The organism is Roseimaritima multifibrata (genome assembly GCF_007741495.1).
Lineage (GTDB): Bacteria > Planctomycetota > Planctomycetia > Pirellulales > Pirellulaceae > Roseimaritima > Roseimaritima multifibrata.
In genome coordinates this window covers 4,487,665-4,509,768 of the sequence record NZ_CP036262.1, presented here as the reverse complement: position 1 = coordinate 4,509,768, position 22,104 = coordinate 4,487,665, and the positions used below count along the sequence as shown (strand labels likewise).

Annotated in this window: 22 protein-coding genes and 1 pseudogene; 9 read left to right on the top strand and 14 right to left on the bottom strand. The window is 54.8% G+C overall.

Features of this window, described 5'->3' with window-relative positions; translation table 11 throughout:
• Positions 1-44: 44 nt before the first annotated feature.
• Positions 45-1,994 carry a phosphatase PAP2 family protein gene (locus tag FF011L_RS16280; RefSeq protein ID WP_145352678.1) on the bottom strand — a complete coding sequence of 650 codons (1,950 nt, stop codon included), beginning with the start codon at positions 1,992-1,994 and terminating at the stop codon, positions 45-47.
• 287 nt (positions 1,995-2,281) lie between these two features.
• On the opposite strand from FF011L_RS16280, the gene FF011L_RS16275 reads away from it, so the two are divergent.
• From FF011L_RS16275 to FF011L_RS16250, 6 genes are all read left to right on the top strand, one after another.
• A complete protein-coding gene (locus tag FF011L_RS16275; protein ID WP_145352677.1) occupies positions 2,282-2,587 on the top strand; it encodes a hypothetical protein in 306 nt (101 codons plus the stop codon).
• An 88-nt stretch (positions 2,588-2,675) separates the two neighbouring features.
• Complete coding sequence (locus tag FF011L_RS16270; RefSeq protein WP_145352676.1) at positions 2,676-2,903, top strand: carbon storage regulator; 228 nt, start codon at positions 2,676-2,678, stop codon at positions 2,901-2,903.
• A 212-nt stretch (positions 2,904-3,115) separates the two neighbouring features.
• Complete coding sequence (locus FF011L_RS16265) at positions 3,116-3,775, top strand: sigma-70 family RNA polymerase sigma factor (protein WP_145352675.1); 660 nt, start codon at positions 3,116-3,118, stop codon at positions 3,773-3,775.
• Positions 3,772-6,447, top strand: coding sequence for a serine/threonine-protein kinase (locus FF011L_RS16260; protein WP_145352674.1), 2,676 nt, complete (start codon positions 3,772-3,774; stop codon positions 6,445-6,447). Before FF011L_RS16265 ends, FF011L_RS16260 begins: the two co-directional genes overlap by 4 nt.
• Positions 6,444-7,550 carry a hypothetical protein gene (locus FF011L_RS16255; protein ID WP_145352673.1) on the top strand — a complete coding sequence of 369 codons (1,107 nt, stop codon included), beginning with the start codon at positions 6,444-6,446 and terminating at the stop codon, positions 7,548-7,550. The genes FF011L_RS16260 and FF011L_RS16255 overlap by 4 nt, the downstream gene beginning before the upstream one ends.
• An 8-nt stretch (positions 7,551-7,558) precedes the next feature.
• Complete coding sequence (locus FF011L_RS16250) at positions 7,559-7,795, top strand: hypothetical protein (RefSeq protein WP_218932677.1); 237 nt, start codon at positions 7,559-7,561, stop codon at positions 7,793-7,795.
• Positions 7,796-7,856: 61 nt separating this feature from the next.
• On the opposite strand, the gene FF011L_RS16245 is transcribed toward FF011L_RS16250, so the two are convergent.
• On the bottom strand, positions 7,857-9,542 hold the full coding sequence (locus FF011L_RS16245; protein WP_145352672.1) for a di-heme oxidoredictase family protein: 1,686 nt from the start codon (positions 9,540-9,542) through the stop codon (positions 7,857-7,859).
• Between the two features lie 138 nt (positions 9,543-9,680).
• On the bottom strand, positions 9,681-9,857 hold the full coding sequence (locus FF011L_RS26395; protein WP_218932676.1) for a hypothetical protein: 177 nt from the start codon (positions 9,855-9,857) through the stop codon (positions 9,681-9,683).
• Positions 9,858-10,074: 217 nt separating this feature from the next.
• On the opposite strand from FF011L_RS26395, the gene FF011L_RS16240 reads away from it, so the two are divergent.
• Complete coding sequence (locus FF011L_RS16240; RefSeq protein ID WP_145352671.1) at positions 10,075-10,968, top strand: LysR family transcriptional regulator; 894 nt, start codon at positions 10,075-10,077, stop codon at positions 10,966-10,968.
• Positions 10,969-11,340: 372 nt separating this feature from the next.
• Positions 11,341-13,581 (top strand): catalase/peroxidase HPI, encoded by a 2,241-nt coding sequence (gene katG / locus FF011L_RS16235; RefSeq protein ID WP_218933214.1) that lies wholly within the window; start codon positions 11,341-11,343, stop codon positions 13,579-13,581.
• A 764-nt stretch (positions 13,582-14,345) separates the two neighbouring features.
• On the opposite strand, the gene FF011L_RS26870 is transcribed toward katG, so the two are convergent.
• Positions 14,346-14,633, bottom strand: coding sequence for a Rossmann-fold NAD(P)-binding domain-containing protein (locus FF011L_RS26870; RefSeq protein WP_246109452.1), 288 nt, complete (start codon positions 14,631-14,633; stop codon positions 14,346-14,348).
• Here FF011L_RS26870 and FF011L_RS26865 point away from each other — a divergent pair.
• Positions 14,619-14,795 (top strand): hypothetical protein, encoded by a 177-nt coding sequence (locus tag FF011L_RS26865; protein ID WP_246109451.1) that lies wholly within the window; start codon positions 14,619-14,621, stop codon positions 14,793-14,795. The two genes, FF011L_RS26870 and FF011L_RS26865, sit on opposite strands and share 15 nt — an antisense overlap.
• Positions 14,796-14,901: 106 nt before the next feature.
• Here the strand turns inward: FF011L_RS26865 and FF011L_RS16225 are convergent, their stop codons facing one another.
• From FF011L_RS16225 to FF011L_RS16180, 10 genes and pseudogenes are all read right to left on the bottom strand, one after another.
• Entirely contained in the window at positions 14,902-15,597 is a 696-nt protein-coding gene (locus FF011L_RS16225; protein ID WP_145352669.1) for a transposase, read from the bottom strand.
• Positions 15,598-15,789: 192 nt separating this feature from the next.
• A pseudogene (locus FF011L_RS16220) lies at positions 15,790-16,119 on the bottom strand (alkyl sulfatase dimerization domain-containing protein); the annotation flags it as partial.
• Positions 16,120-16,157: 38 nt separating this feature from the next.
• Complete coding sequence (locus FF011L_RS16215; protein ID WP_246109450.1) at positions 16,158-17,189, bottom strand: HAD family hydrolase; 1,032 nt, start codon at positions 17,187-17,189, stop codon at positions 16,158-16,160.
• 107 nt (positions 17,190-17,296) lie between these two features.
• Positions 17,297-17,515 (bottom strand): DUF1214 domain-containing protein, encoded by a 219-nt coding sequence (locus FF011L_RS16210; protein ID WP_246109449.1) that lies wholly within the window; start codon positions 17,513-17,515, stop codon positions 17,297-17,299.
• Positions 17,427-17,669, bottom strand: coding sequence for a hypothetical protein (locus tag FF011L_RS16205; protein ID WP_218932675.1), 243 nt, complete (start codon positions 17,667-17,669; stop codon positions 17,427-17,429). Before FF011L_RS16205 ends, FF011L_RS16210 begins: the two co-directional genes overlap by 89 nt.
• A gap of 69 nt (positions 17,670-17,738) precedes the next feature.
• Positions 17,739-19,388 carry an ABC1 kinase family protein gene (locus FF011L_RS16200; protein WP_145352667.1) on the bottom strand — a complete coding sequence of 550 codons (1,650 nt, stop codon included), beginning with the start codon at positions 19,386-19,388 and terminating at the stop codon, positions 17,739-17,741.
• Positions 19,376-19,744 carry a hypothetical protein gene (locus FF011L_RS26390; RefSeq protein WP_218932674.1) on the bottom strand — a complete coding sequence of 123 codons (369 nt, stop codon included), beginning with the start codon at positions 19,742-19,744 and terminating at the stop codon, positions 19,376-19,378. Before FF011L_RS26390 ends, FF011L_RS16200 begins: the two co-directional genes overlap by 13 nt.
• A 65-nt stretch (positions 19,745-19,809) precedes the next feature.
• On the bottom strand, positions 19,810-21,126 hold the full coding sequence (locus tag FF011L_RS16190; protein ID WP_218932673.1) for an HlyD family secretion protein: 1,317 nt from the start codon (positions 21,124-21,126) through the stop codon (positions 19,810-19,812).
• Positions 21,123-21,398: a DUF3302 domain-containing protein gene (locus FF011L_RS16185; protein ID WP_145352665.1), complete on the bottom strand. Its 276-nt coding sequence runs from the start codon at positions 21,396-21,398 to the stop codon at positions 21,123-21,125. Before FF011L_RS16185 ends, FF011L_RS16190 begins: the two co-directional genes overlap by 4 nt.
• Entirely contained in the window at positions 21,385-21,699 is a 315-nt protein-coding gene (locus FF011L_RS16180; protein WP_145352664.1) for a hypothetical protein, read from the bottom strand. The genes FF011L_RS16185 and FF011L_RS16180 overlap by 14 nt, the downstream gene beginning before the upstream one ends.
• Positions 21,700-22,104 lie beyond the last annotated feature (405 nt).

The window sequence follows — 22,104 nt, the reverse complement described above, 5'->3', positions numbered from 1 at the left end:
GAAGGCTCGTGACCCCGTACACATCCAGCTCATCGCTATAGGGCTCAGAATAGTCCCTGCGCAAAGACTGAATCGACGGCAGCAAAACGGCTGTCGCGCTGACGACGACGTGTCGGATCGTCTTGGCCCTGTTGTCCATTGTTGTTTCCGCCTTGACCGGCAAAGTTGCCACCATCTTCTTTGTGGTTCACAAAGCCGCTGTCTCCACTTTCGTCATCGCTCGCGACTACAAACTCCGATGCAACGCTGGTCGCAATGGCCTGGCCGACTTCTTGACCGACGAGATCGTCGAAGTCGAAGTGAATGCCCAGGTAGACACGGCTCACTCCGTTTTCGGCCATTGCTTCGCTGAACGAATCGAACGTGCGAGTCGCGTCATCAAGGTCCAATCCGTAGGCTTCTTGCAGTTCAGGGTTTTCCAGCAGCATTTCCAGTTCGGCCGAAGTCACGTCAAAAGAGATGTCATCGGTGCCGTAGAATTCTTGTAGCGTGCCGAACAGTGCCGCACCAAAGGTGGCGTGTCCCGAGATGTAGGTGGGGAATTGAGGAGTGAAGCCGGTGGTGTCTTCACCATTGGGGGCTCCCAAGGCGACCCAGTCGGCGTCCCCCTCGGTTAGGTCATTGCCATCGGTGTCGCCCGCCTGAATCGCGGTGACCGGTCGCCAGAATTCTTCCGTGAACTTCGTATCCCATGCCGTGATGCCAGCGTCTGCCATCGCAACCGAGGCTTGAGCGAACAACGCAGCGTTCTCCTCGATCGTGTTCCCTTCTTGCACGGCGATGGTTTGCAGGACGTCGTTAAAGAGCGCGATTGGAGTTCCTAATCCCTCCCGATCATAAGCCCAGAAAATGCCCGCTTCCGTTTGATCTGCCGTACGAGTCTCGCTGTCGGCCGAGCCGAGTTCGAGGACTTCGTTGTACGAAGCGGCGTATTCTTCACTGGTCAGTGCAGGCGTGGTTTCGGGACGAAAGTCATCGCTGGAGGAAATGGCGAATGTATCGACGTCGCCCCAGGTCGGACCCCATGCGGCAACATCGGGATTCAATGGATCGGGTTGGAAGTAGCCGGCCTCATCGGTGTAAGTGTATTCGGCGATGACGTCCGAACCGTCGCTCGCTCGAATGGCGAGAATTTCGTTGCCGATTTCAGTGCCAACTTCTAAGCTGTCTGCAAAATTGCCGTCGTTGCTCAAGCTAGAAAGGCTAGTTTCCAAGAATGCATCGAGCGTGCCTTGTTGATCGGGATACAGCGAACTCAGAACCGTGTACGCTGCTTGGGACGCGGCGACTTCGGCTGAAATTTTATCTGTTTGGCTGAGGTTGAGGTCGTAGTCATAGAAGGTTTCCGCATCATTGCCACTTGTCGCGATTGCCACGGCGTCATAGATCGCCAAGTTCAAAATCGCCTGGGAACGCGAGGCGTACCCAGGGTTTTGATTCTGCGTATCGTCGACCAGGATTTCGCCGAAGAGATCGTTCCACTCCAGCACCACATCGGTTTCGGTCTGGGATGTTGGCGTCGTGTCGTCATCAATGACAACGTCGGTGGAATCTTCGGTAGTGTTGTCGGTTGTATCATCGACAGGCGTGTCAACGGGATTGTCTGCGGGATCCGTTGAACCTCCAACTCCGCCTCGGTCGCGGTTGAGACGATTGCCTGCCATCAACGCATCGAGCGCGGTGTCCTGATCGTCATTGTTCACGTCGGTTATGCGGGCTTGTCCGCGCTGTTGGCCGTTGCCGTCAACTTCTCCACCAGCATTTGCACCTTGGCGGTTCATTTGGTTGAGGATGGTCAGAGTGTCGACCGCCAGGACGATCCCATCTTGATCGACATCCTCAGGCATCGGCTCGTTATGAAAGATGTTGGCCGCAAGGAGCTGACGAGTCTCCAAGTTCTCGGCACGTGGTCGTCGCCGCAGTGGTGTTCGTTTTCGATTTTTTCGACGAGAAGATTTCTGAAGTCCGGTCCAGCGATTCCAAAATGATGTCATGTCATCACCTACGTCGAGTTTGAGGCGTGTTGTTCAAGAGAAGAGGGGCCAGTTGCGTGACGCGGCACTCGCGACAACCAGCGGCGTACTACTTAGGTACGGAACACGTCGCTATTTGTTACGCAGCGATCCGGCAGTCACCCTTGTCGGTTTCAGTAACCTCGCCCGATGCAGTGCTAAACATCGAAAAATGCCACATCGCTGTAACGGCAATCAAGGAACGTTTCAGTCAACTCGCTCAACCAAACTGCCGACGCCGCCCACAGATTTTCACCGGGTGAATCACCATGTCGAACCGACATCCAACCATTCACCAACCGCTGAACCATCACATTCCAGTAACTCCGCTATCGGGGATCAGCAATTTCCGGATGACCAGTATGGATTACGGCTGGCATTCACCAAACTCAAGACGCACGGCACGCGATGTTTCTCAACCTGAGCGTCAATCGACTTTGCCCATTCAATCGCATTGCCGCGTACGAAACGATGCCTTCTTCGATCAACATCGATCCGTTGGACAACTGCATTCGCAACATGGACGACTATTTGCAAAATCGAGACGAGGGATGAAAAAGAAAAATCTTTTGTGACACCAGCGATGGAGAAGTGTCCTGAGTTCCTATCTGCAGAGGACTGATCTGCAACCTGTTTAACCAATTCTCATTCAAGGAAGAAACCATGTTGGTATTATCTCGAAAAATTGGCGAGCGAATCACAATCGGCGAAGACATTCGAATCATCATCACCCGAATCGCCAACGGTCGGGTGACGATCGGCATTGACGCTCCCAAGCAAATTGCTGTTCGTCGCAACGAACTTGTGTCGCGACCGATCGATCGCCAAATCGCACATTCCGAACCAGAAGTCAGTCGCGGTGATCGCCAAAGCCTTCAAATCCCCGCGTGAGGGAACGACGTTTGCTTTTATCCGTCTCGTACGGTGCCTTCCTGCCAATTTGGGATGCGTGACGGCCGAAAGATTCTCCGAAAAATTCTCGAAAGAATTCGTTTGGCGTGACATTTTGTTGTTCGTTTCGTCCTTACAAAGAAGTTCCCCGTCGAATTCCAGCGACGCACATTGCCATGGATTGGCCCAGTGGGGCTTTCCTAGAGACTGCAATGTCAAGCGACTTCAAAAACACTCCGTATGCCGCTCATTCTGTTAAGCAGATGATCGCCAAAGTGCGCGAAGGCAACGCTGAATCGTTTGGGGATTTGCTACAGCTTTACCATAACTATTTGGCAGTTCTGGCGAGCACGCAGCTTGATAATCGTCTGCGGCGACGCTTGAGTACGTCGGATTTGGTTCAAGAAACCATGCTGGCCGCTCATCGCGACTTCGCTCAGTTTCGTGGCAAGAGCGAGGGAGAACTGATGGCATGGCTGCGTCAGATTCTGAGCAACTGCCTCAGTCATGCGATCGAAAAGAATGTCTATGCCAAGAAGCGAGACATTCGACGTGAGGTTGGGTTGGACACGATGGCGAAACGTCTGGACGACAGCATGGCGAGGCTTGCACACATCGCAACTGACAAAGCGGCATCGCCGAGCGAAGTGATGATGCGGCGTGAATTGGCTGCCGAGCTTTCCGGCCAATTGGCAAAGATGAAAGATAGCTACCGCGATGTGATTGTCTATCGCAATCTCCAGGGGCTAACGTTCGACGAGATCGCAGAGCGGATGAAGATCAAGTCGGGAGCGGCGCGAATGCTGTGGGTCCGTGCGATTGCCAAATTCAAAGACGTTTGTCAGATGGATAAGAACGGAGACGCAACATGATTTGGCTTGGAAGTCACAGCCAATTGGTCGACGACGATGACGAACCTGATTTCATGAAAGGTTTGACGGGCGACCAGAAAGATAAACTCGGTATGCTGCTAGAACAGTATCTCGCCGCCATGGAGTCCGGCGTTCCGCCGACGGTGGAGCAGCTCACGAAGTCGGCACCCGAGCTTCGCGAACCGCTGCGAGTTTGCGTTGGCGGATTGGAGAGTCTGCATCGAATGGCGGGCGGCGAACCGGCGGTTGGTAGTGGACGAGGCAACGAGTCTCTAGCCGACAGTACCGCCAGCACCGAAGGACTCGTAGCCTCGTCCACTACGTCTGATACCGAGCCAACACGCCTCGGCGATTTCCAGCTTCATGAAATCATCGGACGCGGCGGGATGGGAGTCGTTTACCGCGCCACTCAGAAATCGCTCAACCGTACCGTTGCCGTCAAGATTCTTCCGATGGCCTCTGTTCTCGATCCAAGGCAACTGAAGCGATTTCAGCACGAGGCGGAGGCGGCGGCTAGCTTGCAGCACCCCAATATTGTCCCTGTGCATACGATCGGTTACGAGCGAGGCGTTCACTTTTTTGCGATGCGTTACATCGACGGCGAATCGTTGGACCAGTGGATCGAGCGGCGACAGTGCGAAATCCAAACCAACCGTAGCGGACGTTGCCAAGATTTTCGGTCCACGACGCCTAACGCCGAAACTGTTGGCGAGTTCCGCTACGAAGAGAACGATGTCAGCGATTGGCGAACGCCGGTACGGTTTGCCATTCAAGTCGCTGAAGGACTCGGGGCCGCACACGAATACGGCATCGTTCATCGTGACATCAAGCCGTCGAATCTGTTGCTCGATCATCGAGATAATGTTTGGATTGCTGATTTCGGACTCGCGCGAATTCAAAACGACGCTGCACTGACGGGGTCATCCGATGTCGTCGGTACGGCACGCTACATGAGTCCCGAGCAGGCACGCGGTGAATCGGCGATCGTGGACGGACGGAGTGATATCTATTCGCTTGCTGCGACGTTGTACGAAATGCTCACGCTTCGGCCGGCATATGGCGGTGACGACACGGCAGCGATCCTTCGCCAGATCGACGACAACGACATCACGCCCTTGCGCCAGCTTTGTCCCGGCCTGCCTCGTGATCTTGAAACGGTTGTCGCCAAAGTGATGTCGCCACGTCGTGATGACCGCTACGACACTGCGAAGGAGTTCGCCGATGACTTGCGGCGCGTGCTGACAGGCGAACCAACGATCGCTCGTCCTCCGACGCTTATCGACCGCCTCGTCAGGCACGCAGCCAAACACCGAACGGCCGTCATCACCACCGTCTTGGTTGGCAGTTTGGCTCTCGCCGGTCTTGCCGTGGGCACCACGTTGCTGGCTGCAGAGAAAAAAGTCTCTGATGCGTTGTTGATTCAGGCGCAGCATGACAGGGAGATCACGCGAGAAGCCGTCGATCTGTTGGGAATGCAAATTTCAGAGTTGTTGGCTGACCTTCCCGATGCGAATTCGGTGCGACAACGATTGCTCTCACAGACACTCGACTACTACAAGCAGATCGCGGCGGCCAGCGTCATTGATGATCGTGACAATCAGCAACGCATCGACCTCGCGGTGACGTACGGAAAGATGGGCGTGTTCCAAAGTGAACTCGGTCAAACGGCCGATGCAACCGCTTCGCTGCGAGAATCCGAAAGACTCTACGCAGCGATTGCCCAAGACGTTCCCGATGATGCGGCTGTGAACCTACAGTGGTCGATCAGTCAGAACAATCTCGCCGAAAGGCTCGCCGGCGTTGGCGAATGGCAGTCAGCCGCCGAGTGGTTCGCAAAAGCAATCGCCACGCAGGAGCGACTTGGAAACGACGTCGAGCTTGCCAAGACACTCAATAACCTGGGAGGCATGTTGTCCGGCGCGGGCCGGGCTGAGCAGTCGCAGCAAGCGTATGAGCGTGCGTTGGGATTGCTTGACTGTAGTAGGCGAGGTCAACAGTCCCAGCTGCACGAGGGGACTCACAGAGTCGGCCACTACGAAGAACGGGCACTTGAATCAACCATTCAATCGAATTTGGCCGGGCTGCTTGCCAAGCGTGATCCTAACCAAGCGGGAACACTAGCGCGTCAATCGCTTCAGTATCAACTTGGGTTGTTGGAAGAAGCCCCAAGCGATCCGAAACTTGCCACCCAGGTCATGCTGACACTCAATACTCTCGCCGACACGCAAACCCAGACTGGAAATCACGCCGACTCAGCCGAATCGCTCCGGCAAGCGGTTGAGATTGGACGTCAGCTCCACACCCGTTGGCCCGATCAACCGATTTACCGCCGCGATTTGGTCATCAGCCTGAACCATTTGGGGCTATCGCTTTCGGCGAGCGGCGACCTGAAGCAGGCACAAACGGTGTTACAGCAAGCGGTCCAACACGGACGCGCGTTGTTGGATGTGTACTGCGAAAACGCAGAGGTCCAAAACATGCTGGGGGGCATCTTGAACAATCTCGCGTTCTTGACTGATCGAATCGGCGATCGCCATGAGGCCGCGGTTCTTTACGAAGATGCGATCGCACATCAACGGCGTGCGATTGAGCTTGCGCCGAAAAGCATCAAATACAAAACATCGCTCAAAACGCAGCAAATCAACTTGAAACAACTGAGAGGGGAGTCATGAAAGAGAACCACGAAAGTCGCATGCTTCGCATCGAACCGCTCGAAAACCGTTCGCTGCTCGCGGGCAATTTGTTCGCTGGCGATGCAATTGCACTTGATCTCTTCGCCGATAGCGCGGCGTCCAGCGGTTCACAGCAGAACGTCGAAGCGAACCAAACACAGGAAGTGCGAACGATAGGAAACGACAATGGACCTATTGTCCAGCAATCAGACCGTACCAATCCGTCGAACGATGAGCGCGGCTCTACGCCGAACGCGCAAGTCGATTTCGATTCGCAGTCAACTGTAACGCAGTCAACTGTAACGCTGACACCGATCGAAGACCAGCAATCACAGCAATCGTCGTCGGCCGAAGTTGCAAACCGACAGACTGCCTCGGCAGTTGATGCAGCCATCGCGGCAATCACCTTCAGCGAACTGGTCACCGGCATAGTGGACCAGGTGACGAGTCCAGTAGCAGAGGACTCACTAGCTCGCCCTCTAGGAAACTCCGTCACCGGCGTTGCCTCGAACCAACGGCAGATTTCGCCGCTTACCGCTGGTCTTTCGGCAGCAAGTGAAGAACCTTCCAATGGATTGATCGACTTGTCACCCTCGAACCTGGAGCTTTCGATTGATGATCCGGTCGACGAACACCACCAACCGTGGCAGCTGGACTCCGGGGTAGCCCCGCACATCCGATTGGTGATCGAGCAAGCGTCGAATCATCAGGCTGAAATCACTGACGCAGCGATTGCGGCCTGGTTCCGTGGGCCAGGGGGAATGATCGCTGTCGACCAAGTGTTGCTACCGGCCAACGCATTCATCGCTGGCCTCGATTGGTTAGACGTGCAACTGGAATCAACGGTGAATCTGCATCGTTCGTTGGAGATGATTGCCAGCGGAACCACGCCTCCGATTTCAGATGTGGCCCTCGACGCAATCATGGCGTCACTAGGCGAAATTGCAGGCTCGAAAGTGCAACCCATCAACAGCATCTATCAGTTTGAAATTCCAAGGATCACCTATCCCGTGATTGCGATTGTGACGGCCGCAGCGATCGCTGCGAGACGGAAGCATCGACATCCGGAGCCTCTCGCGTCGAAGGTTTCCCAACACCGCTAAGGCACGACATGAATCAGCTTGCATCGAACCGCTATCTGCACAAGATCGCGGGCGACTTGATGAGCGATCTGTACAACGCGGCCAATCTGCTGATCTTCACCGCCATCTCCGCCATCTCCGCCGCGATGATCACGGTGTCCTGCACGGCAGTTCGCTTGCGGTTTGACATTCCCGCTCAATTGGAGTGGTCTCCGGCCAGCAGCCTGTTCGTGTTGGTTGCCCCCGCAGCTCGGTCGGATTCTTAGCATACCGCACGACGTTGCATAATCCTTTCACCATTTCACGATGGGATTCCGCAGTAGGCGATCAGTCCGACGGTGCCTTCAAGCTTTCTAAGAACGCAAGCATTAATTCCTTTTGCTCTTCATTCAGCTTGAGAAAGTTTCGCTTGGATTCATCCGCTTCGCCCCCATGCCATTGGATTGCATCGGTCAGGGTTTCGGCGCGACCATCGTGAAGGTAGGGTGCCGAGTCCGCGACTCCCCAAAGCGGCGGTGTTTTCCATTCCCGCTGTAGCGCATCCCATGAGAATCGGTGTTGGCCATTCAGCTCAGCCTGACTGACATCGCCGCGGGGAAACTGTGGTTGCTCGGGATAATCCATCGCAATCGCTTGAGGCGTCCCCGCCGGTATCAAGGAACTGACGACGCTGGGGGCTGAACGTCGGCGATTGGGCGGCGGCCCGCGACGGTTGGGAGCCCCACTACGGTTGGGTGAAGAGCCGATACGATAAGAGGATGTTTCGCCGCCGTATTGACTCTGGTAAGCACTCGCAGGTGCAGTTGAGTTGGTGCTAGTCAACTGGTTCGCAGGAGCCGGGAATGGATCTTGCAGGTCGGAGCCCATGTCGTGCAACAATAGATCGCTGAAGATGCCTCGTGCTGGCAGTATGTCAGCGATGTGACAAGCGGCACATCCAACTGAGCTGAAAATACGTTCTCCACGGCGAACCCGTTTGCGGTCTTCCGCAGGTAGCAATTGCTTGGCTGGGGCTGGCAAGTCGGCGACGTAGCTTGTTAGGTCCGCGACTTGCCTCGTTGAAATATCGGCTGCCAAGCTGACGTAGTGAGGATCTGCCGGATCATTGGCCTGTTGAGCGATGTTGCTCACATTCAGCCCCATCTCTGTCGCGCAAGCTCCTGCAACAAAGTCGGACAACGTGTTGACTTGGCCCCGCCAGCCATACTTCCCAGCCACTCTGCCAGAGATGGTACCACCGGAGGATCGACTCTGGGAACGTGAGATTGCTGTCAACCGATTCACGGAGATCCGCTCGATTAGTCCCATGCCATGAAGCGGCGGTGAATTGCGTTGGCTGAGATAATAGTCGAGCGTTCCATATCTCCCGGCAACCACGGGTTGCTTTGCGATTGCATCAACCGTTCGCTCTTGAGGACTGAACCATTCTGGCTGTAAACCGGAGGGCACTCCAACGGACAAACGTTGGCGAATGATTTCATACCCGGGCCGCGTGGAAAGGTCATGAACGACCGTGTTAAACGACAGCCAGTTACCGGACAACAGCCCCGGAAAGAAATCGATGACTGAACTTGCGGGATCTCTGTGGCCACCACGATTAGTCGGTTGACTAAGAAATGGCGAGCGCGGGTCGACAGTGATCTGAGTCACATTGTGATTCACGCCCGAGGCTCCACCGCCGGGGTGACACGCTGCACAAGAGATCGCGTTGTGCAGTGGCCCCAGTCCATCAGCTGGGAGCGTGGATGCCAACTCTTGACCATTGTCGCGGTGTTGCGGATGGGGACTTCGCCCCATTCCTCGACCCCGTCCCCGATGTCCCCGCTGCGGCTCCAGATGCGTTGAATCCAATTCCGTGAATGCTGGTGCACGGTCGACGAATTCCCATTCCCGCTCAAACAGTTCGCGGCCCGCGATTGTATCCTGAGCGATTGCTTGAGGGGCGATGATCAGGGCCAACATCAGGGCCAAAATCAGAAACCTAGCCAATCCGTACCGATGCTTGAAAGCCATGAGACGTTTCCTCGGCGGTGCTCGAAAAGAGAAACGGAAAAGCGGCGTAGCAATCCCGATACACTGTAAGGACGAAAACCGCCGCTCAATGCAACGCGAACGGCAAAAAAACTTTATTGGGACGGATTCAAAATCGCATCAAGCGTGGTGCCCTTTGGCAAATCCAACATGCCATGGTCGGTCATTTACCACGATGATATTGGGATTGGCGATAGGTTGGTGAAGGGATTTAACCAAGCGATGGCAGGACGATGGCAGGACCACGATTCGATGAATCGTATTGACGCAAAACGTGATGTCAGACAGTTGAATCACCGCTTCACCAGATGTTGAGAATGGGCCGACCGACTCGCTTCACATGCCGGTAGTCTTTGGGCCGGCCAGCGAGAAGCTTGCCGGCTCTCAAAACAGACTTGCTCAACGCCGCCTTTTTGTCGCAGTCCTTCCGGACAACAATGATGGATGGATTTACAGCCGACCTGTTTGACCGCTGGCGAAGCGGTTTCCTCGATTGCCGAGCATAATACTGACGATGGACTCTGAACAACTTCGCTTCTTTCAGTGCTTGGCGGACACAAAGAACTTCACCAGGGCAGCTGAGCGAATGAGCATCTCGCAGTCCGCCTTCAGTCGCTCGATTCAGCGTTTAGAAGAAGAATTGGGGCAACCGCTGTTCGATCGCAAGCCGCGTTCCGTCGAATTGACGGAAGTTGGGACGATGTTTCAAAGTCGAGCCGAACAAATTTTGCTCATTATCGAAGATACCAAAGCAGAGATTTGTGATGACGGTCAAAGTGGACGCATCCGAATAGGAGCAATACCGACGATTGCCCCGTTTTTTTTGCCAAACCTGCTCCGGCAATTCTCGGACCAGTTTCCAAAGGCGAGCCTAATTGTCCAGGAGAACACGACCGACCACTTGATGAAGTGCTGCAAGCAAGGAGAGATCGATGTCGCAATTCTTGCGCTGCCGGTAACCGCTCGATATGTGGAGATCGAATCGCTTTTTGATGAGGAACTCTTGCTCGTCCTCCCCGAAAAGCATCCGCTTTCTAAGAAGAAGAAAATCAAACTCACGGATGTCAAAAACTGCCCGTTTGTCTTGCTTGATGAAGCTCATTGCTTAACCGACCAGATTTCGTCGTTTTGTCGACAACGATCGATCCTTCCCGTGGCAGTCGAACGCACCAATCAACTTGTCATGGTTCAAGAGCTTGTATCACTTGGGCACGGCGTATCAATGATTCCTGAAATGGCCCAGAAGCTTGATAGAGGTAGCGGGCGTCTATATCGGCAAATTGAGGGTGTCAAACCAAAACGGACCATCGCGGCAGTTTGGAATCCGTATCGCTTCCAAAGTCGACTGCTACGCGAGTTCCGAAGCTTCCTGCACTCCTACTGCGAAACGTTCGTCAATGACAAATAAGCAGCTGTCCGAAGACGCCAGACGAGGGTGCTGAAGCGTCCGGTGTTTGCAGGGTTGGTGGCGCGGGTCGAAATCATCGCTGATGCATCTGGATCGCTATCCAATGCGAAAAACGCATTGCCATCATGTGGGTAATGCATTGGACGCAGTGCAGGATTCAGCCAATACTACCGACGTGCAATCATCCTTGTTAGGAAGAAGCTTTGTCGGCTTCTTGCGTGGATGAAGCGAAAAATCGAACGGGAGAATGCTATGCGCTGGAAAACTTCTGCAAGGTCAATGATGGTCGGCTTCGTCAGTCTGGGCGTTGCGTTGCCGGCGGTCGCTCAAGATTCAAATTCGTCGAACCAGAGTCAGCAAAAAGGGGAAAGCATGGCAGCAGCCAGTCAATGTCCAGTGATCGGTCAAGTCGATCCAAATCGTCATACGGTTTCAGGCACCTACAGCAGCGGCGATTGGTGGCCGAATCAAATCAATCTCGAGATTCTTCATCAGAACTCGTCCAAGGGTAATCCGATGGACGAAGATTTCGACTACCCGAAGGAATTTGCGAAACTTGATCTGGCAGCGGTCAAGGCGGACATCGAAGCGGTCATGACCGACTCGCAAGACTGGTGGCCAGCTGACTATGGGCACTACGGCCCACTCTTCATCCGAATGGCTTGGCACAGTGCGGGAACCTATCGTGTTAACGACGGTCGTGGCGGTGCCTCCTACGGTACACAGCGGTTCGCACCACTGAACGGTTGGCCCGACAATGCCAACCTCGACAAGGCTCGTCGCTTACTTTGGCCGGTTAAGCAGAAATACGGCAAGCGAATTTCTTGGGCGGACCTGATGGTCCTGACGGGCAATGTCGCTTTAGAGTCCATGGGCTTTGAGCCACTCGGTTTTGCCGGCGGGCGAGTCGATGTTTGGGAACCGCAGAAGGACGTTTATTGGGGACCGGAAACGGAGATGCTAGGGGACGCCCGATATTCGGGTGACCACGAATTGGCCAATCCGCTTGCCGCTGTCCAGATGGGACTGATCTACGTCAACCCCGAAGGCCCTAACGGAAAACCGGACCCGCTCGCGGCAGCCAAAGATATTCGCGAAACGTTCGGTCGGATGGCGATGAACGACGAAGAGACGGTCGCCCTGATTGCTGGCGGACACACCTTTGGCAAATCACATGGCGCGGCACCACCTGAAGGGAATGTTGGACCTGATCCCGAGGGTGCCAACCTTGTCGAGCAAGGACTCGGGTGGAAGAACAGCTACGGCACTGGCAACGCGAGCGATACGATCACCAGTGGACTGGAGGGCGCATGGACCTCGACGCCCATCGAATGGTCCAACGGCTACTTTGAGAATTTGTTTGAATATGAATGGGAATTGGTGAAAAGCCCAGCGGGAGCCTTTCAGTGGAAACCGAAAGATTCCGCCGCTGAGGGGACCGTTCCAGACGCACACGACGCTTCGAAGTCGCATGCCCCGATGATGTTTACGACCGACCTTGCTTTGAAAGTCGACCCGATCTACGGACCGATCTCGCGACGTTTCTACGAGAATCCGGAAGAATTTGAACGGGCCTTTGCCAAGGCGTGGTTCAAGTTGACGCATCGTGACATGGGGCCGACTTCTCGTTACCTCGGCCCGGAAGTTCCCGATGAGTCATTTCTATGGCAAGATCCGGTGCCAGAAGTGGATCACAAACTGGTCAGTGAAGCCGATGTTGAGTTGCTGAAGAAAGCGGTTCTTCGCTCAGGTCTCAGCATATCGGAACTCGTTTCGACGGCTTGGGCGTCTGCTTCGACTTATCGTCACAGCGATCGTCGTGGTGGCGCGAATGGGGCGAGAATCAGACTGGCACCGCAAAAAGATTGGGCCGCGAATAATCCACAGCGAACGGAGAATGTTCTTTCCAAGTTGACGAATATCAAGAACAAATTCGATCAGTACAAAACCGACGGAACGAAGATCTCATTGGCGGATCTGATCGTGCTGGCCGGAAACGCCGCCGTGGAGGAAGCTGCGAGAAAAGCGTCGCATGAAGTAAGCATTGCTTTTCGTCCCGGAAGAACGGATGCCACAGTGGACATGACCGATGTGGACGGATTGGCTGTCCTTGAACCGATCGCCGATGGGTTTCGCAACTACACCGCTGCCAATCTTGACCGTCCCGCGGAAGAGCTATTGGTTGACAAGTCCCAATTGCTGACCTTGACGGCACCGGAAATGACTGTGCTTGTTGGCGGATTGCGTGTTTTGAACGCGAACACGGACGAGATGCGATTGGGGGTGCTGACCGAGCGAGTTGGCGTGTTGACCAACGACTTTTTTGTAAACCTGCTGGACATGAACACGATGTGGTCCGTGTCAGAAGTTTGCGATCATTTCTATGAGGGGCGTGACCGAAAGACTAATGAGGTCCAGTGGCGCGCAAGCAGCGTGGATTTAGTCTTTGGATCCAATTCGCAGCTGCGAGCCATCGCAGAGGTTTACGCGAGCGGCGATGCTGAGGCGAAGTTCGTTAGCGACTTTGTCGATGCGTGGACCAAGGTAATGAACCTTGATCGATACGATCTTGGTTCAGAAAAACACGAAGAACTGGTGACATCAGTACGCTAATTAACGCCGGACGCAAGGTTTCTGTGGTCGGGACAGAGTTGAATGCGAGTCGAAAATGTCCACTGGCTGGCGGAGAAGGATCGAGTCAGTAAAGGCATTCAGGTAGCTGCCAGTTGTTGTACCGACCGGGACGAGCCCGGTGGAAACAAACAAGAGCAGCCTGAGCGGAAATCGTCAACTTATTTATCGCACGTCCCTCGCGAAAGCAGCGCAGAAGAACAAAAGGCCGGCATGGTTTTCATGCCGGTCTTTTTTCGTTTTTATCGCGGCTCCGGCAAGGACCTACGTCAACGCTGGCCGGCGAAAGTTCTCACGATGTGTCTCTGGAAAAGTGCTATCCGGCCGACGCCGAAACGGTCCCCGGGGCGATCTTAAGCAAAGGTCTCTCGTGTCTCTGTACTTCTTGGCTTTCAGGTCATGAATTCCTCCAGGGCTATCTGAAGAAAGGGGGCAACGTTTGCGTGGTTGTTCTGAGCCTTGGGGGGCGAGTTCAACATCGCCGACGTTGGGTAAATCTAGATGTCGAAAAATCGGTCATGTCGGCTTACGGCAAGCTAGATTTCTGAGCGGCATCCGTTCGATACGGTTTTGAGCTCTCGACGATCGCGATTCGATCGCCTGCGCCGCGCCAGACCTTATCTTTTTAACGAATTTGCAGATGAAGTATGCACTTATCATCACCGGCGTGCTCGCCGGGCTAGCGATAGTGTTACCACGGTGACCGTTGGACGAGGCAAGCCGTCGGATACTCAGCGCTCCGCCGCCTACGCTTTGGTCACTTCCGGCCACGATTCCTTCTTCGCGGATTGGGCGATGACTCTTGGGAGTATGGACCAGAGAATCTTGCTGAAGGTGCTTGCTGTATCCTTCAACAGATTGGCTCGCGAGGCGCCGGGATGGCAGACCTGGACCGTGACGCTTTTGCCGGCGGATTCAACACGCCGCTGCAATTCGTAGGCGAACATCATCTGTGCAAGTTTGCTTTGGGCGTAGGAACTCCAGGCGGTGTAGTTTTTGTCGAAGTTCAGGTCCTCAAATTGAATTCTCTTCACTCCCATTTTGTAGACATCGCTGCCGACGACCACGATGCGTCCAGCCGACTGCTCGATCCGATTGAAGAGCGACTCGCACAGGAGGAAGTGACCGAAGTGGTTTACGCCAAGCTGGCGCTAAAAACCGTCCACGGTGATCCCCTGTTTGTCAAGGTAAGGTAGGGACGTACCGGGGGCATCCTGCCACCGCTTAAGGGCCCGGCGGCAGGATGCCACCGGCTAACACTTGCCAACGGCTAACACTCGCGGCGGCAGGATGCCACCGATACTATTCGAGGCGGTAGGTGGCGTTTTGAAATAGGTATTCGTGCGACGTCAACATTGCCTTCTCCGGATTTGCGCGAATGTAGTTCTGGAACGCCTCCAATTGTTCCGGGTCTCGCACGATGTGGTCATAACTCTCTCGCATCCAAAATGGTCCATTCACCCCCAACTTCCGATTGATCGCGTTCGCAGTGAAACTTTTCACAGCCTGCAAGATGTCTTCCAACTCGAAGCCATTGATCGGTCGCATTAGCACATGAACATGATTCGGCATCACGACATAGTCACCGGTTAGAACGCGATCACCGTGAAAATGCGTCAGCGAGTTCGCGACGATTTTTGCGAGATCAGGACGCTTTAACACGCAACTTCCGTGTCCCGCGTCGAGATACTTGTTGAGCTTCGTCGCCATGGTCCGTTCATAAAGACGCTGATCGTTCTTCGGCAATTGCACACCGATGTTCTTCCAGTCGAATCCCTCCGCGTTTAGCAGCTTCGGGTCGATGCCTCGATGAAGCAACCACTGGTCACGCTCGTATTCAAACTCGCGAATGACACCGGCTGGGAGCGCGTCAGCAAGTCGGAATGTCACAAAGTAGGTGCAGTTCGCTTGACGCCAATGGGGAAGAATTCCGTGATAGTACACGCGGACTTCGCCTCGTTCATCGAAACCACGAAAGGGTATTTTCTCTACGTTCATAGGAGCTCAGTAGTATCGGGGGCTTCCAGCCACCGGTGAGTGAAATGCTTGATCAATCGGCGGCAGGATGCCACCGATACAGTTTCATGGACGGGGGCAGGATGCCACCGCTACAGTTTCATGGACGGCGGCAGGATGCCACCGCTACAGTTTACTACTGAAACGCTCCGCGCGGTTCGCTACGGGCAAACTCTAAAACCAAATTTCACTTAACTGGCCGGACTCCAGATCGTTCGCGTAACTCAAATAGTAGTTGGGATTCGGTGCGTTGTATTCGCGTGCGGCTAATCCTCGCAGTGCCTCGATCTTTACTTTGCGGGCCAGCTTACGATCGCCGTCCTCAAGCCACTTCACGTGATCCGAAAGCTCCAGCGCCCTCTGATAATCTTCTTGCTCCAAAGTCGCTTCCATCTGCCGAGTTAGCGTTTCCGTGCCGCCAGCCAAGTCGGCCATCTTTCGCGATTTGAGCTTCGGCTCGAGCGGATTTAGCGTGGTCGGATTTCCGTCATACCAGCACAACAAAAGCGTTAGACTTCGTTCTTATTCATCCCGCTTCTCATTTACCGAGTTGTTTGTTCGTTTGGAAATATGGTCTTCCAATCCGACTTGATGTTGACGACGTTCCAACCTTGTGCCTTCGCCTGCTTGAGTGACGCGTTGTCTTTTTCCGTGTACGCGAATTCGCGTTTGGCATCATCGTGATTGACGAGCAATTGGAATGACGGCAGAGAGTTGCTGTGGCAATACGTCAACATTCCGATGTCGCCACCGCTGCGCACATTTCCGCCTGCAAAGATCGGTTTGCGACCAATGTGCAGATCAATTCCCGTGGGCTTGGTCGCCTTGTCATTGAAGAACAGGTGGTCTGCCGTCTTTAACAATTGCCACTGGCCATCGACCTGTTTGAACACATTTCGGCCGTTAGTCCCGATCACGTTTTCCGGAACAATCCCATAGGTCTCTTCCGAGATGGCTCGCATGAAATCGATTCCGCCGCCGGAACAGATATAGGTCTTGAACCCATTGGCACGCAGATAAGCCAGCAAGTCAACCATCGGTACGTAGGCGAGCTGTGTGTACGCCACTTTAAGCTTCGGGTGTTTGGCGGTCGCAAAGAAATCCCTGACGTGGCGATCAAACTCTTCCACCGACATACCGGCATGGGACGTTTCGATCACTTTCAGAAATTCATGTCCGCCGTTTGTCAGATCGTCAACGAGACGTTGCACGTCGCCGGCAAGCACCGATTTATACGGTTCCAGTTCCTTCCATTCGGGATGATCGCCTGCCATCGCCTTAATACGATGAATCGCGAATTCAAACTGCACTACCGGTTGTTCGCACCATAAGGTTCCGTCGTTGTCGAAGGTCGCGATCCGCTGTTCAGGCGGGACAAACTTCGGGCCACCCTCTTTGGTGACATCCTGCACGAACTGAAGGATCGCTGCTTTGGTCGGTCCGTCATTCCATGATCCCAGCGGATCCGTTGGCCGTGTACTACTGATGCTGCTAGCCAGCGGCTGCTCCTGGGCCATTGCCGATACCGCCAGCATCAGAGTCAGGCCGATTCCCATCATTACTTGTTGAATCATTTTTATCTCTCTTTCACGGTTTGTCGTTTTGCTCTATCCAATGTGGCTGTCCTGGCGCCGGGAACCGCAGTGCTCTTTCTCGCTGGGGGTGGAAGCCCCCGTCACGATTACTTCACCAGTTCGATCTCGCCCGGACGCCAGGTCTTGTCGATCCATGGCTGCTCGGGACCATACATTCGCAAGCCGATCCACCAACTCTTGCCGGGGATGGTCTGGAGCCAGTTGCCCTCCTGTCCTTCAGACGCTTTGGGGGCAAAGTAGATAGTCGTAAACCGTCTCCACCGTATTCGGCTTTGGCACTCCGTCGAAGTATTCGAGCGTGCCAATTGACGTTTCGACCTTATCCGGAGCCGTGATCGACTTTGGAATCTCGGTGGTCATTTTCATCTTGGGAAACTGCGTCTGGGCGTGCGTGGTCAGGGCAAATGCGATTGCGATGGACGCAATGGCGACTCGCGAAATTGGAAGTCTCGATAGCATCGTTTTTCCTCTCATAGAGTCGTGGTTAAAGAAAAGGTTTTTTGGCATTTCGTTTCTTTGATTTAGAAGTTACCTGATGTCTTTTCTGATTCGCCAAAGCAGGCGAGTGCCGAATCCCGCGGCAACCAGGAAGCCCAGGCCTCCGGCAATCGACTCACCGAACAGACGAGGCGGAACGTTGTTGCTTAACAGCATGGCTGACGCGATTAGCAACGACGCGATCAGTAACCCACCGACAATGCGGTTGGCGACCAGTTCGAGGTTGTTTACCTGGTGCGTCATCTGCAGCTTGCCGGATTGCGCACGATCGAGAATGTCGGCGATGTTTCGGGGACCGTTTCGCACCAGGCGATCAACGTCACGCATCGACTGTTGCAGTCGGCGAGCTAAGCGTTTGGGGTCCAGGCGAGACCGAATCAATTGGTTCTTGAAGGGTGCGATGACGTCATTGAGGCTGAAGTTCGGACTGAGCAGACGTGCGGTCCCTTCCAGCATTACCAATGTCTTTAGCAGCAGCGACGCGGCCGATGGCATCACAATATGGTGCCGTCGAACAATGTCCATCAACTGATCTATTGCTCCACCGATATCAAAGTCTTCCAGCGACTGTGATCCGTATTGCACCAACAGATCACTGACATCGGCTCGAAAGGCCACTCGATCCACGTCGGCCGGCGCGGAACCGGCACGCAACAAAGTATCGGATAGCCCCTCGGCATCTCGCTGCATCAGCATCAATAGCAGGTCTTCAAACAACTCACGCGTGGAATCATCTAGCCGACCGACCATGCCACAGTCGAGCAGTCCGACCACGCGACCATCGAGCACAAAGAAATTTCCCGGATGCGGGTCGGCATGATAGAATCCGTCCCGAAAAATCATGTTCATAAAGATCGTGGCAGCGTCTTTGGCCAGCAGGTTCAAATCCACGCCTGCCTCGGCCAGACGTTCCGGTTTTGACCCTGGAATCCCGTCCAGCAATTCCATCGTCAGCACGCGTTTACTGGAGCGGTCTTTGTACGGCGTGGGGATGTGAACCGTTTCGTCACCCTCGAAGTTGCGTGTGAAGGTCTCCATGTTGCTGCGTTCGCAAGTGAAATCCAATTCACGCAGCAGCGTGCGACGAAACTCGCGAGTCGTCGCCTCCGGCTGGTAATTCCTGGCCTCCGGAACGTACTCTTCCATCAGCTTCGCCAGCTTTCCGAGCAATTCCAGGTCGATGCGAACGGTTTCCTGGATGCCAGCGTGCTGGACCTTCAGGACGACTTGTTGTCCGTCGGCAAGTTTCGCGCGATGCACCTGACCAACCGATGCGGAAGAAAACGCCTCCGCTTCAAACTCCGCAAACAGTTCCTCCGGTGCCTGTCCCAGTTCTTCCATGATCGTTTGCCGCACCACTTCCGCCGGGTCGGCCGGTGTATCGGCTTGCAGCTTTCGCAGTTCCGTTGCGATATCCGGCCCGACCAGGTCGGCTCGTGTGCTGAGGACTTGCCCCAGTTTGATATAGGTCGTCCCCAGTTCCGTCAGAGCCAACCGCAGTCGTTCGCCGATGGGCAAGTCCGCAATTGCCTGCGTTTCCTTGCTCGCCAACAGATCACGAACCGACTGCACTGGAACCTTGGCGAACCAATCTGCCAATCCATAGCGACCCAGCACCTGGACGATTTCCGCCAGACGCTTCCCTTCTTCACGATGTTGATTCAGGTTCAGTAAGTCCATGTTGATTCACCATCCCAAGAATGTAAGATTTCGCCGTTGACCTTCTTTTCGAGTAACTCCGGCCGATGCGTAAGCGATCCCTGCAGCGAAGCCGCGGGCGTGGTCATGATCATGGCCTCGATGGCGCGGGAGAAGTCGATGTGATCCCACACCTTCTCCGCAGTCGCTTCGGTGGGGAATCCATCCACGAACTCCAAAGCCCCGAGACGTGTTTCTGTCCGATCGGGGATGACGACGTTCGCCGGAATCTTGGTGGAGTATTTCATTTTGGGTGGCTGTGCTTGAACGCTGGTTGTGAGCGAACAGAAAGCCATCGCTGCCAGAATTAGCAGGTGGTGGTTTCGTCGCGTGGTCATCGTATTGTCCCTGCTTTCGGAAAGAATGTTCATGTCGATGGTTAAGGGGAAGGGGGAACCGCCAGTTAGGACGGCATGATGTAGTTCATGAAAGTCTCCATGCGAATCATCACACGGCGTATCAGATGCGTTGCCTTCACCGAATCAGTGTAGATCGCTGCTGTTCCAGTTGCGCCACCGGGCAACTCGTGGATGTCAACATCCGGCCCCGCATCGTCGAGGGTTAGCACGACACCGAAAGTCGATGTCTGCTGACCTTTTGACGGCGCAGCGGCCACCGTGCCCGTCGGCTGAAGTTGTCCCTGTGGCGTGATGTAGGCAATCCGGTCCACCGTCGCGGAGAATGTCCGACCTGGGTACAGCTCCAACACGACGTCTGCTTTCTGCCCTGGCTTCACATGACGCAACCTATTTTGATCGATGCCAACCGCGATTTGTGCACTGGACGAATCGACGAAAGCCATCCACGTGCGGACAGGGAACGCGGCCACGCGCTGACCGGGCTGCAGTGTCATCCCGATCACAGAACCGTCCGAAGGAGCAACGACGGTGGTTTGTGCAAGGTTGAATTGAGCGGTCGCCAATTGAGCTCGAAGCTGGGCCACTTGCGTGTTTTCGCCGTTGATCGTGGACGAAACCGCAAGCTCCGCTTTCTGCTTTGCTGCTTGAGACGCCTTCAATCGCTCTTGCGCTTCGATGACACTGGTGTTGACGCCTTCAATGGTGGACTCCAACGCAAGTTGTGCCTGTTGACGCGAAGCCTCGGCTGCGTTGACGGACGCAATTGCCGATTCTAGGTTCCGTTGCTTGGTTTCGGCTTCTTCTTTTGAGATCGCTTTGCTGACAACCAGTTCTTGGGCACGCCTGTTTTCCGCTTTAGCCAACTCCAGCTGAGCCTGAGACTTCGCAACGCTGGCGTTCGCTGCAACAAACGCGGATTCAAGGGAGGCGGCTTGCTGCTTCGCGGCGACGATCGCTGCTTCGGCCTGAGCGACGCTCGCATCCGCTTCCGCGAGGCCAGCGGGCAGCATTTTGGCTGCCTGCTCAGCTTCCTTGACAGCCGCCATCAATCGATCCAATTCGATTTGGTAAGGCTGTGGGTCAAGCCGAAACAACACGTCACCTTTACGGATCGGCTTGCTGCCCTGCGAGTTGACTTCGATCACTTCGCCGCTGACGTTGGGAACGATTTCGACCACCATGCGATAGACGTTGACCGCCCCCGAGGGTGCTCCCCACTGCATCGGTATGAACAAGACCACCGTCAGCATCAACATCCAAAGCAGCGGTGAGAGTTTCCAGAATAAGTTGAAACAGACAATTTTCAACTTGACCAGAATGGCCAAGAACGCCACGTATATCAAGGTCAGGAAAAGAATCACGCTGCGTCTCCTTTGGTTGAGGTTGCGACATCGGAAGCTTCGGTGTCTTGGGCGACCACCGGTTTGTAGTAGGCCCAGATGAACGCCACCGGCAGCAGCAGCCCCATCGTGAGGACGCCCCACCATCCACAGACGCGAACCGCGTCGGCTTGCGGGTGGTTCCGCCCGCGGGCAATCCGACCGGGCATCATCCCCAGCAAGACCCAAACGCCAACCAGCGTGACACCCAGAACCAAGAGAATGAGTATCGCAAAGATATCAAGAAATCCCATCGTTGCGCTCCTCCCGTTCTTGATGCCCAACACTCACAAGCGACTGTTTCGCCTCATCGAGCTTGATGGGATCGCAGTGAATGGCCTTGAAGTCACCACGGGAGGTTTGCCACCAGGCCATGGCGGACCGCTTCGCCGCTAGACACACTTTCATCAGGACGCAAACGCTTCCAAATTCCTGAACCTGGCGATCGATCGCTTGCGCGTGGACCAGCGGAGCGGCTTGCCGAGAATCGTCGTGGACTCGCACATGGATCAGGGGCCCGGTGGAGATGATTTTAAAATCATCGCAGATTTTCATAAGTTGTTCCTTGTTTGCTTGTTTCGTTTCCAAAAGGCATGCACGCGAGGCCGCATGCGGCGCCTGAGGTGTCCGCATCTTCAATGGCTTGACCAACTCGTACTCGCTGGGCCGCTATGGCTTGTGGAGCCCTTAGCCGGCTCCCTTGGGGTAAGCCGTGGCCAGTTGTATTTTGACATGGCAAGATTCTCCGTTCGCCGAGCTGTGGTTCCGCCAAACAACCCACTCATTGTCCAAAGGTTTTGAACGAGAGGCATCACTAGCGATTAGGGATAAGTTAGGGATGCCAGGCGGGGAGGAATGCGGATTCTGCCGCGGGAGGCTCGCTGTGGGGAACGAAATCAATACGAAAGTCGAGTGGGCCCCTTGAGGGACGGTGTTACAACACGATTTCTAGATGGAAAA

What these genes read in the sequence shown, in the direction of transcription:
- FF011L_RS16280 (WP_145352678.1), bottom strand. Translation starts at nt 1,994, where the DNA reads ATGACATCATTTTGGAATCGCTGGACCGGACTTCAGAAATCTTCTCGT.
- FF011L_RS16275 (WP_145352677.1), top strand. Translation starts at nt 2,282, where the DNA reads ATGTCGAACCGACATCCAACCATTCACCAACCGCTGAACCATCACATT.
- FF011L_RS16270 (WP_145352676.1), top strand. Translation starts at nt 2,676, where the DNA reads ATGTTGGTATTATCTCGAAAAATTGGCGAGCGAATCACAATCGGCGAA.
- FF011L_RS16265 (WP_145352675.1), top strand. Translation starts at nt 3,116, where the DNA reads ATGTCAAGCGACTTCAAAAACACTCCGTATGCCGCTCATTCTGTTAAG.
- FF011L_RS16260 (WP_145352674.1), top strand. Translation starts at nt 3,772, where the DNA reads ATGATTTGGCTTGGAAGTCACAGCCAATTGGTCGACGACGATGACGAA.
- FF011L_RS16255 (WP_145352673.1), top strand. Translation starts at nt 6,444, where the DNA reads ATGAAAGAGAACCACGAAAGTCGCATGCTTCGCATCGAACCGCTCGAA.
- FF011L_RS16250 (WP_218932677.1), top strand. Translation starts at nt 7,559, where the DNA reads ATGAATCAGCTTGCATCGAACCGCTATCTGCACAAGATCGCGGGCGAC.
- FF011L_RS16245 (WP_145352672.1), bottom strand. Translation starts at nt 9,542, where the DNA reads ATGGCTTTCAAGCATCGGTACGGATTGGCTAGGTTTCTGATTTTGGCC.
- FF011L_RS16240 (WP_145352671.1), top strand. Translation starts at nt 10,075, where the DNA reads ATGGACTCTGAACAACTTCGCTTCTTTCAGTGCTTGGCGGACACAAAG.
- katG (WP_218933214.1), top strand. Translation starts at nt 11,341, where the DNA reads ATGGCAGCAGCCAGTCAATGTCCAGTGATCGGTCAAGTCGATCCAAAT.
- FF011L_RS16225 (WP_145352669.1), bottom strand. Translation starts at nt 15,597, where the DNA reads ATGAACGTAGAGAAAATACCCTTTCGTGGTTTCGATGAACGAGGCGAA.
- FF011L_RS16215 (WP_246109450.1), bottom strand. Translation starts at nt 17,189, where the DNA reads ATGATTCAACAAGTAATGATGGGAATCGGCCTGACTCTGATGCTGGCG.
- FF011L_RS16205 (WP_218932675.1), bottom strand. Translation starts at nt 17,669, where the DNA reads ATGCTATCGAGACTTCCAATTTCGCGAGTCGCCATTGCGTCCATCGCA.
- FF011L_RS16200 (WP_145352667.1), bottom strand. Translation starts at nt 19,388, where the DNA reads ATGGACTTACTGAACCTGAATCAACATCGTGAAGAAGGGAAGCGTCTG.
- FF011L_RS26390 (WP_218932674.1), bottom strand. Translation starts at nt 19,744, where the DNA reads ATGACCACGCGACGAAACCACCACCTGCTAATTCTGGCAGCGATGGCT.
- FF011L_RS16185 (WP_145352665.1), bottom strand. Translation starts at nt 21,398, where the DNA reads ATGGGATTTCTTGATATCTTTGCGATACTCATTCTCTTGGTTCTGGGT.
- FF011L_RS16180 (WP_145352664.1), bottom strand. Translation starts at nt 21,699, where the DNA reads ATGAAAATCTGCGATGATTTTAAAATCATCTCCACCGGGCCCCTGATC.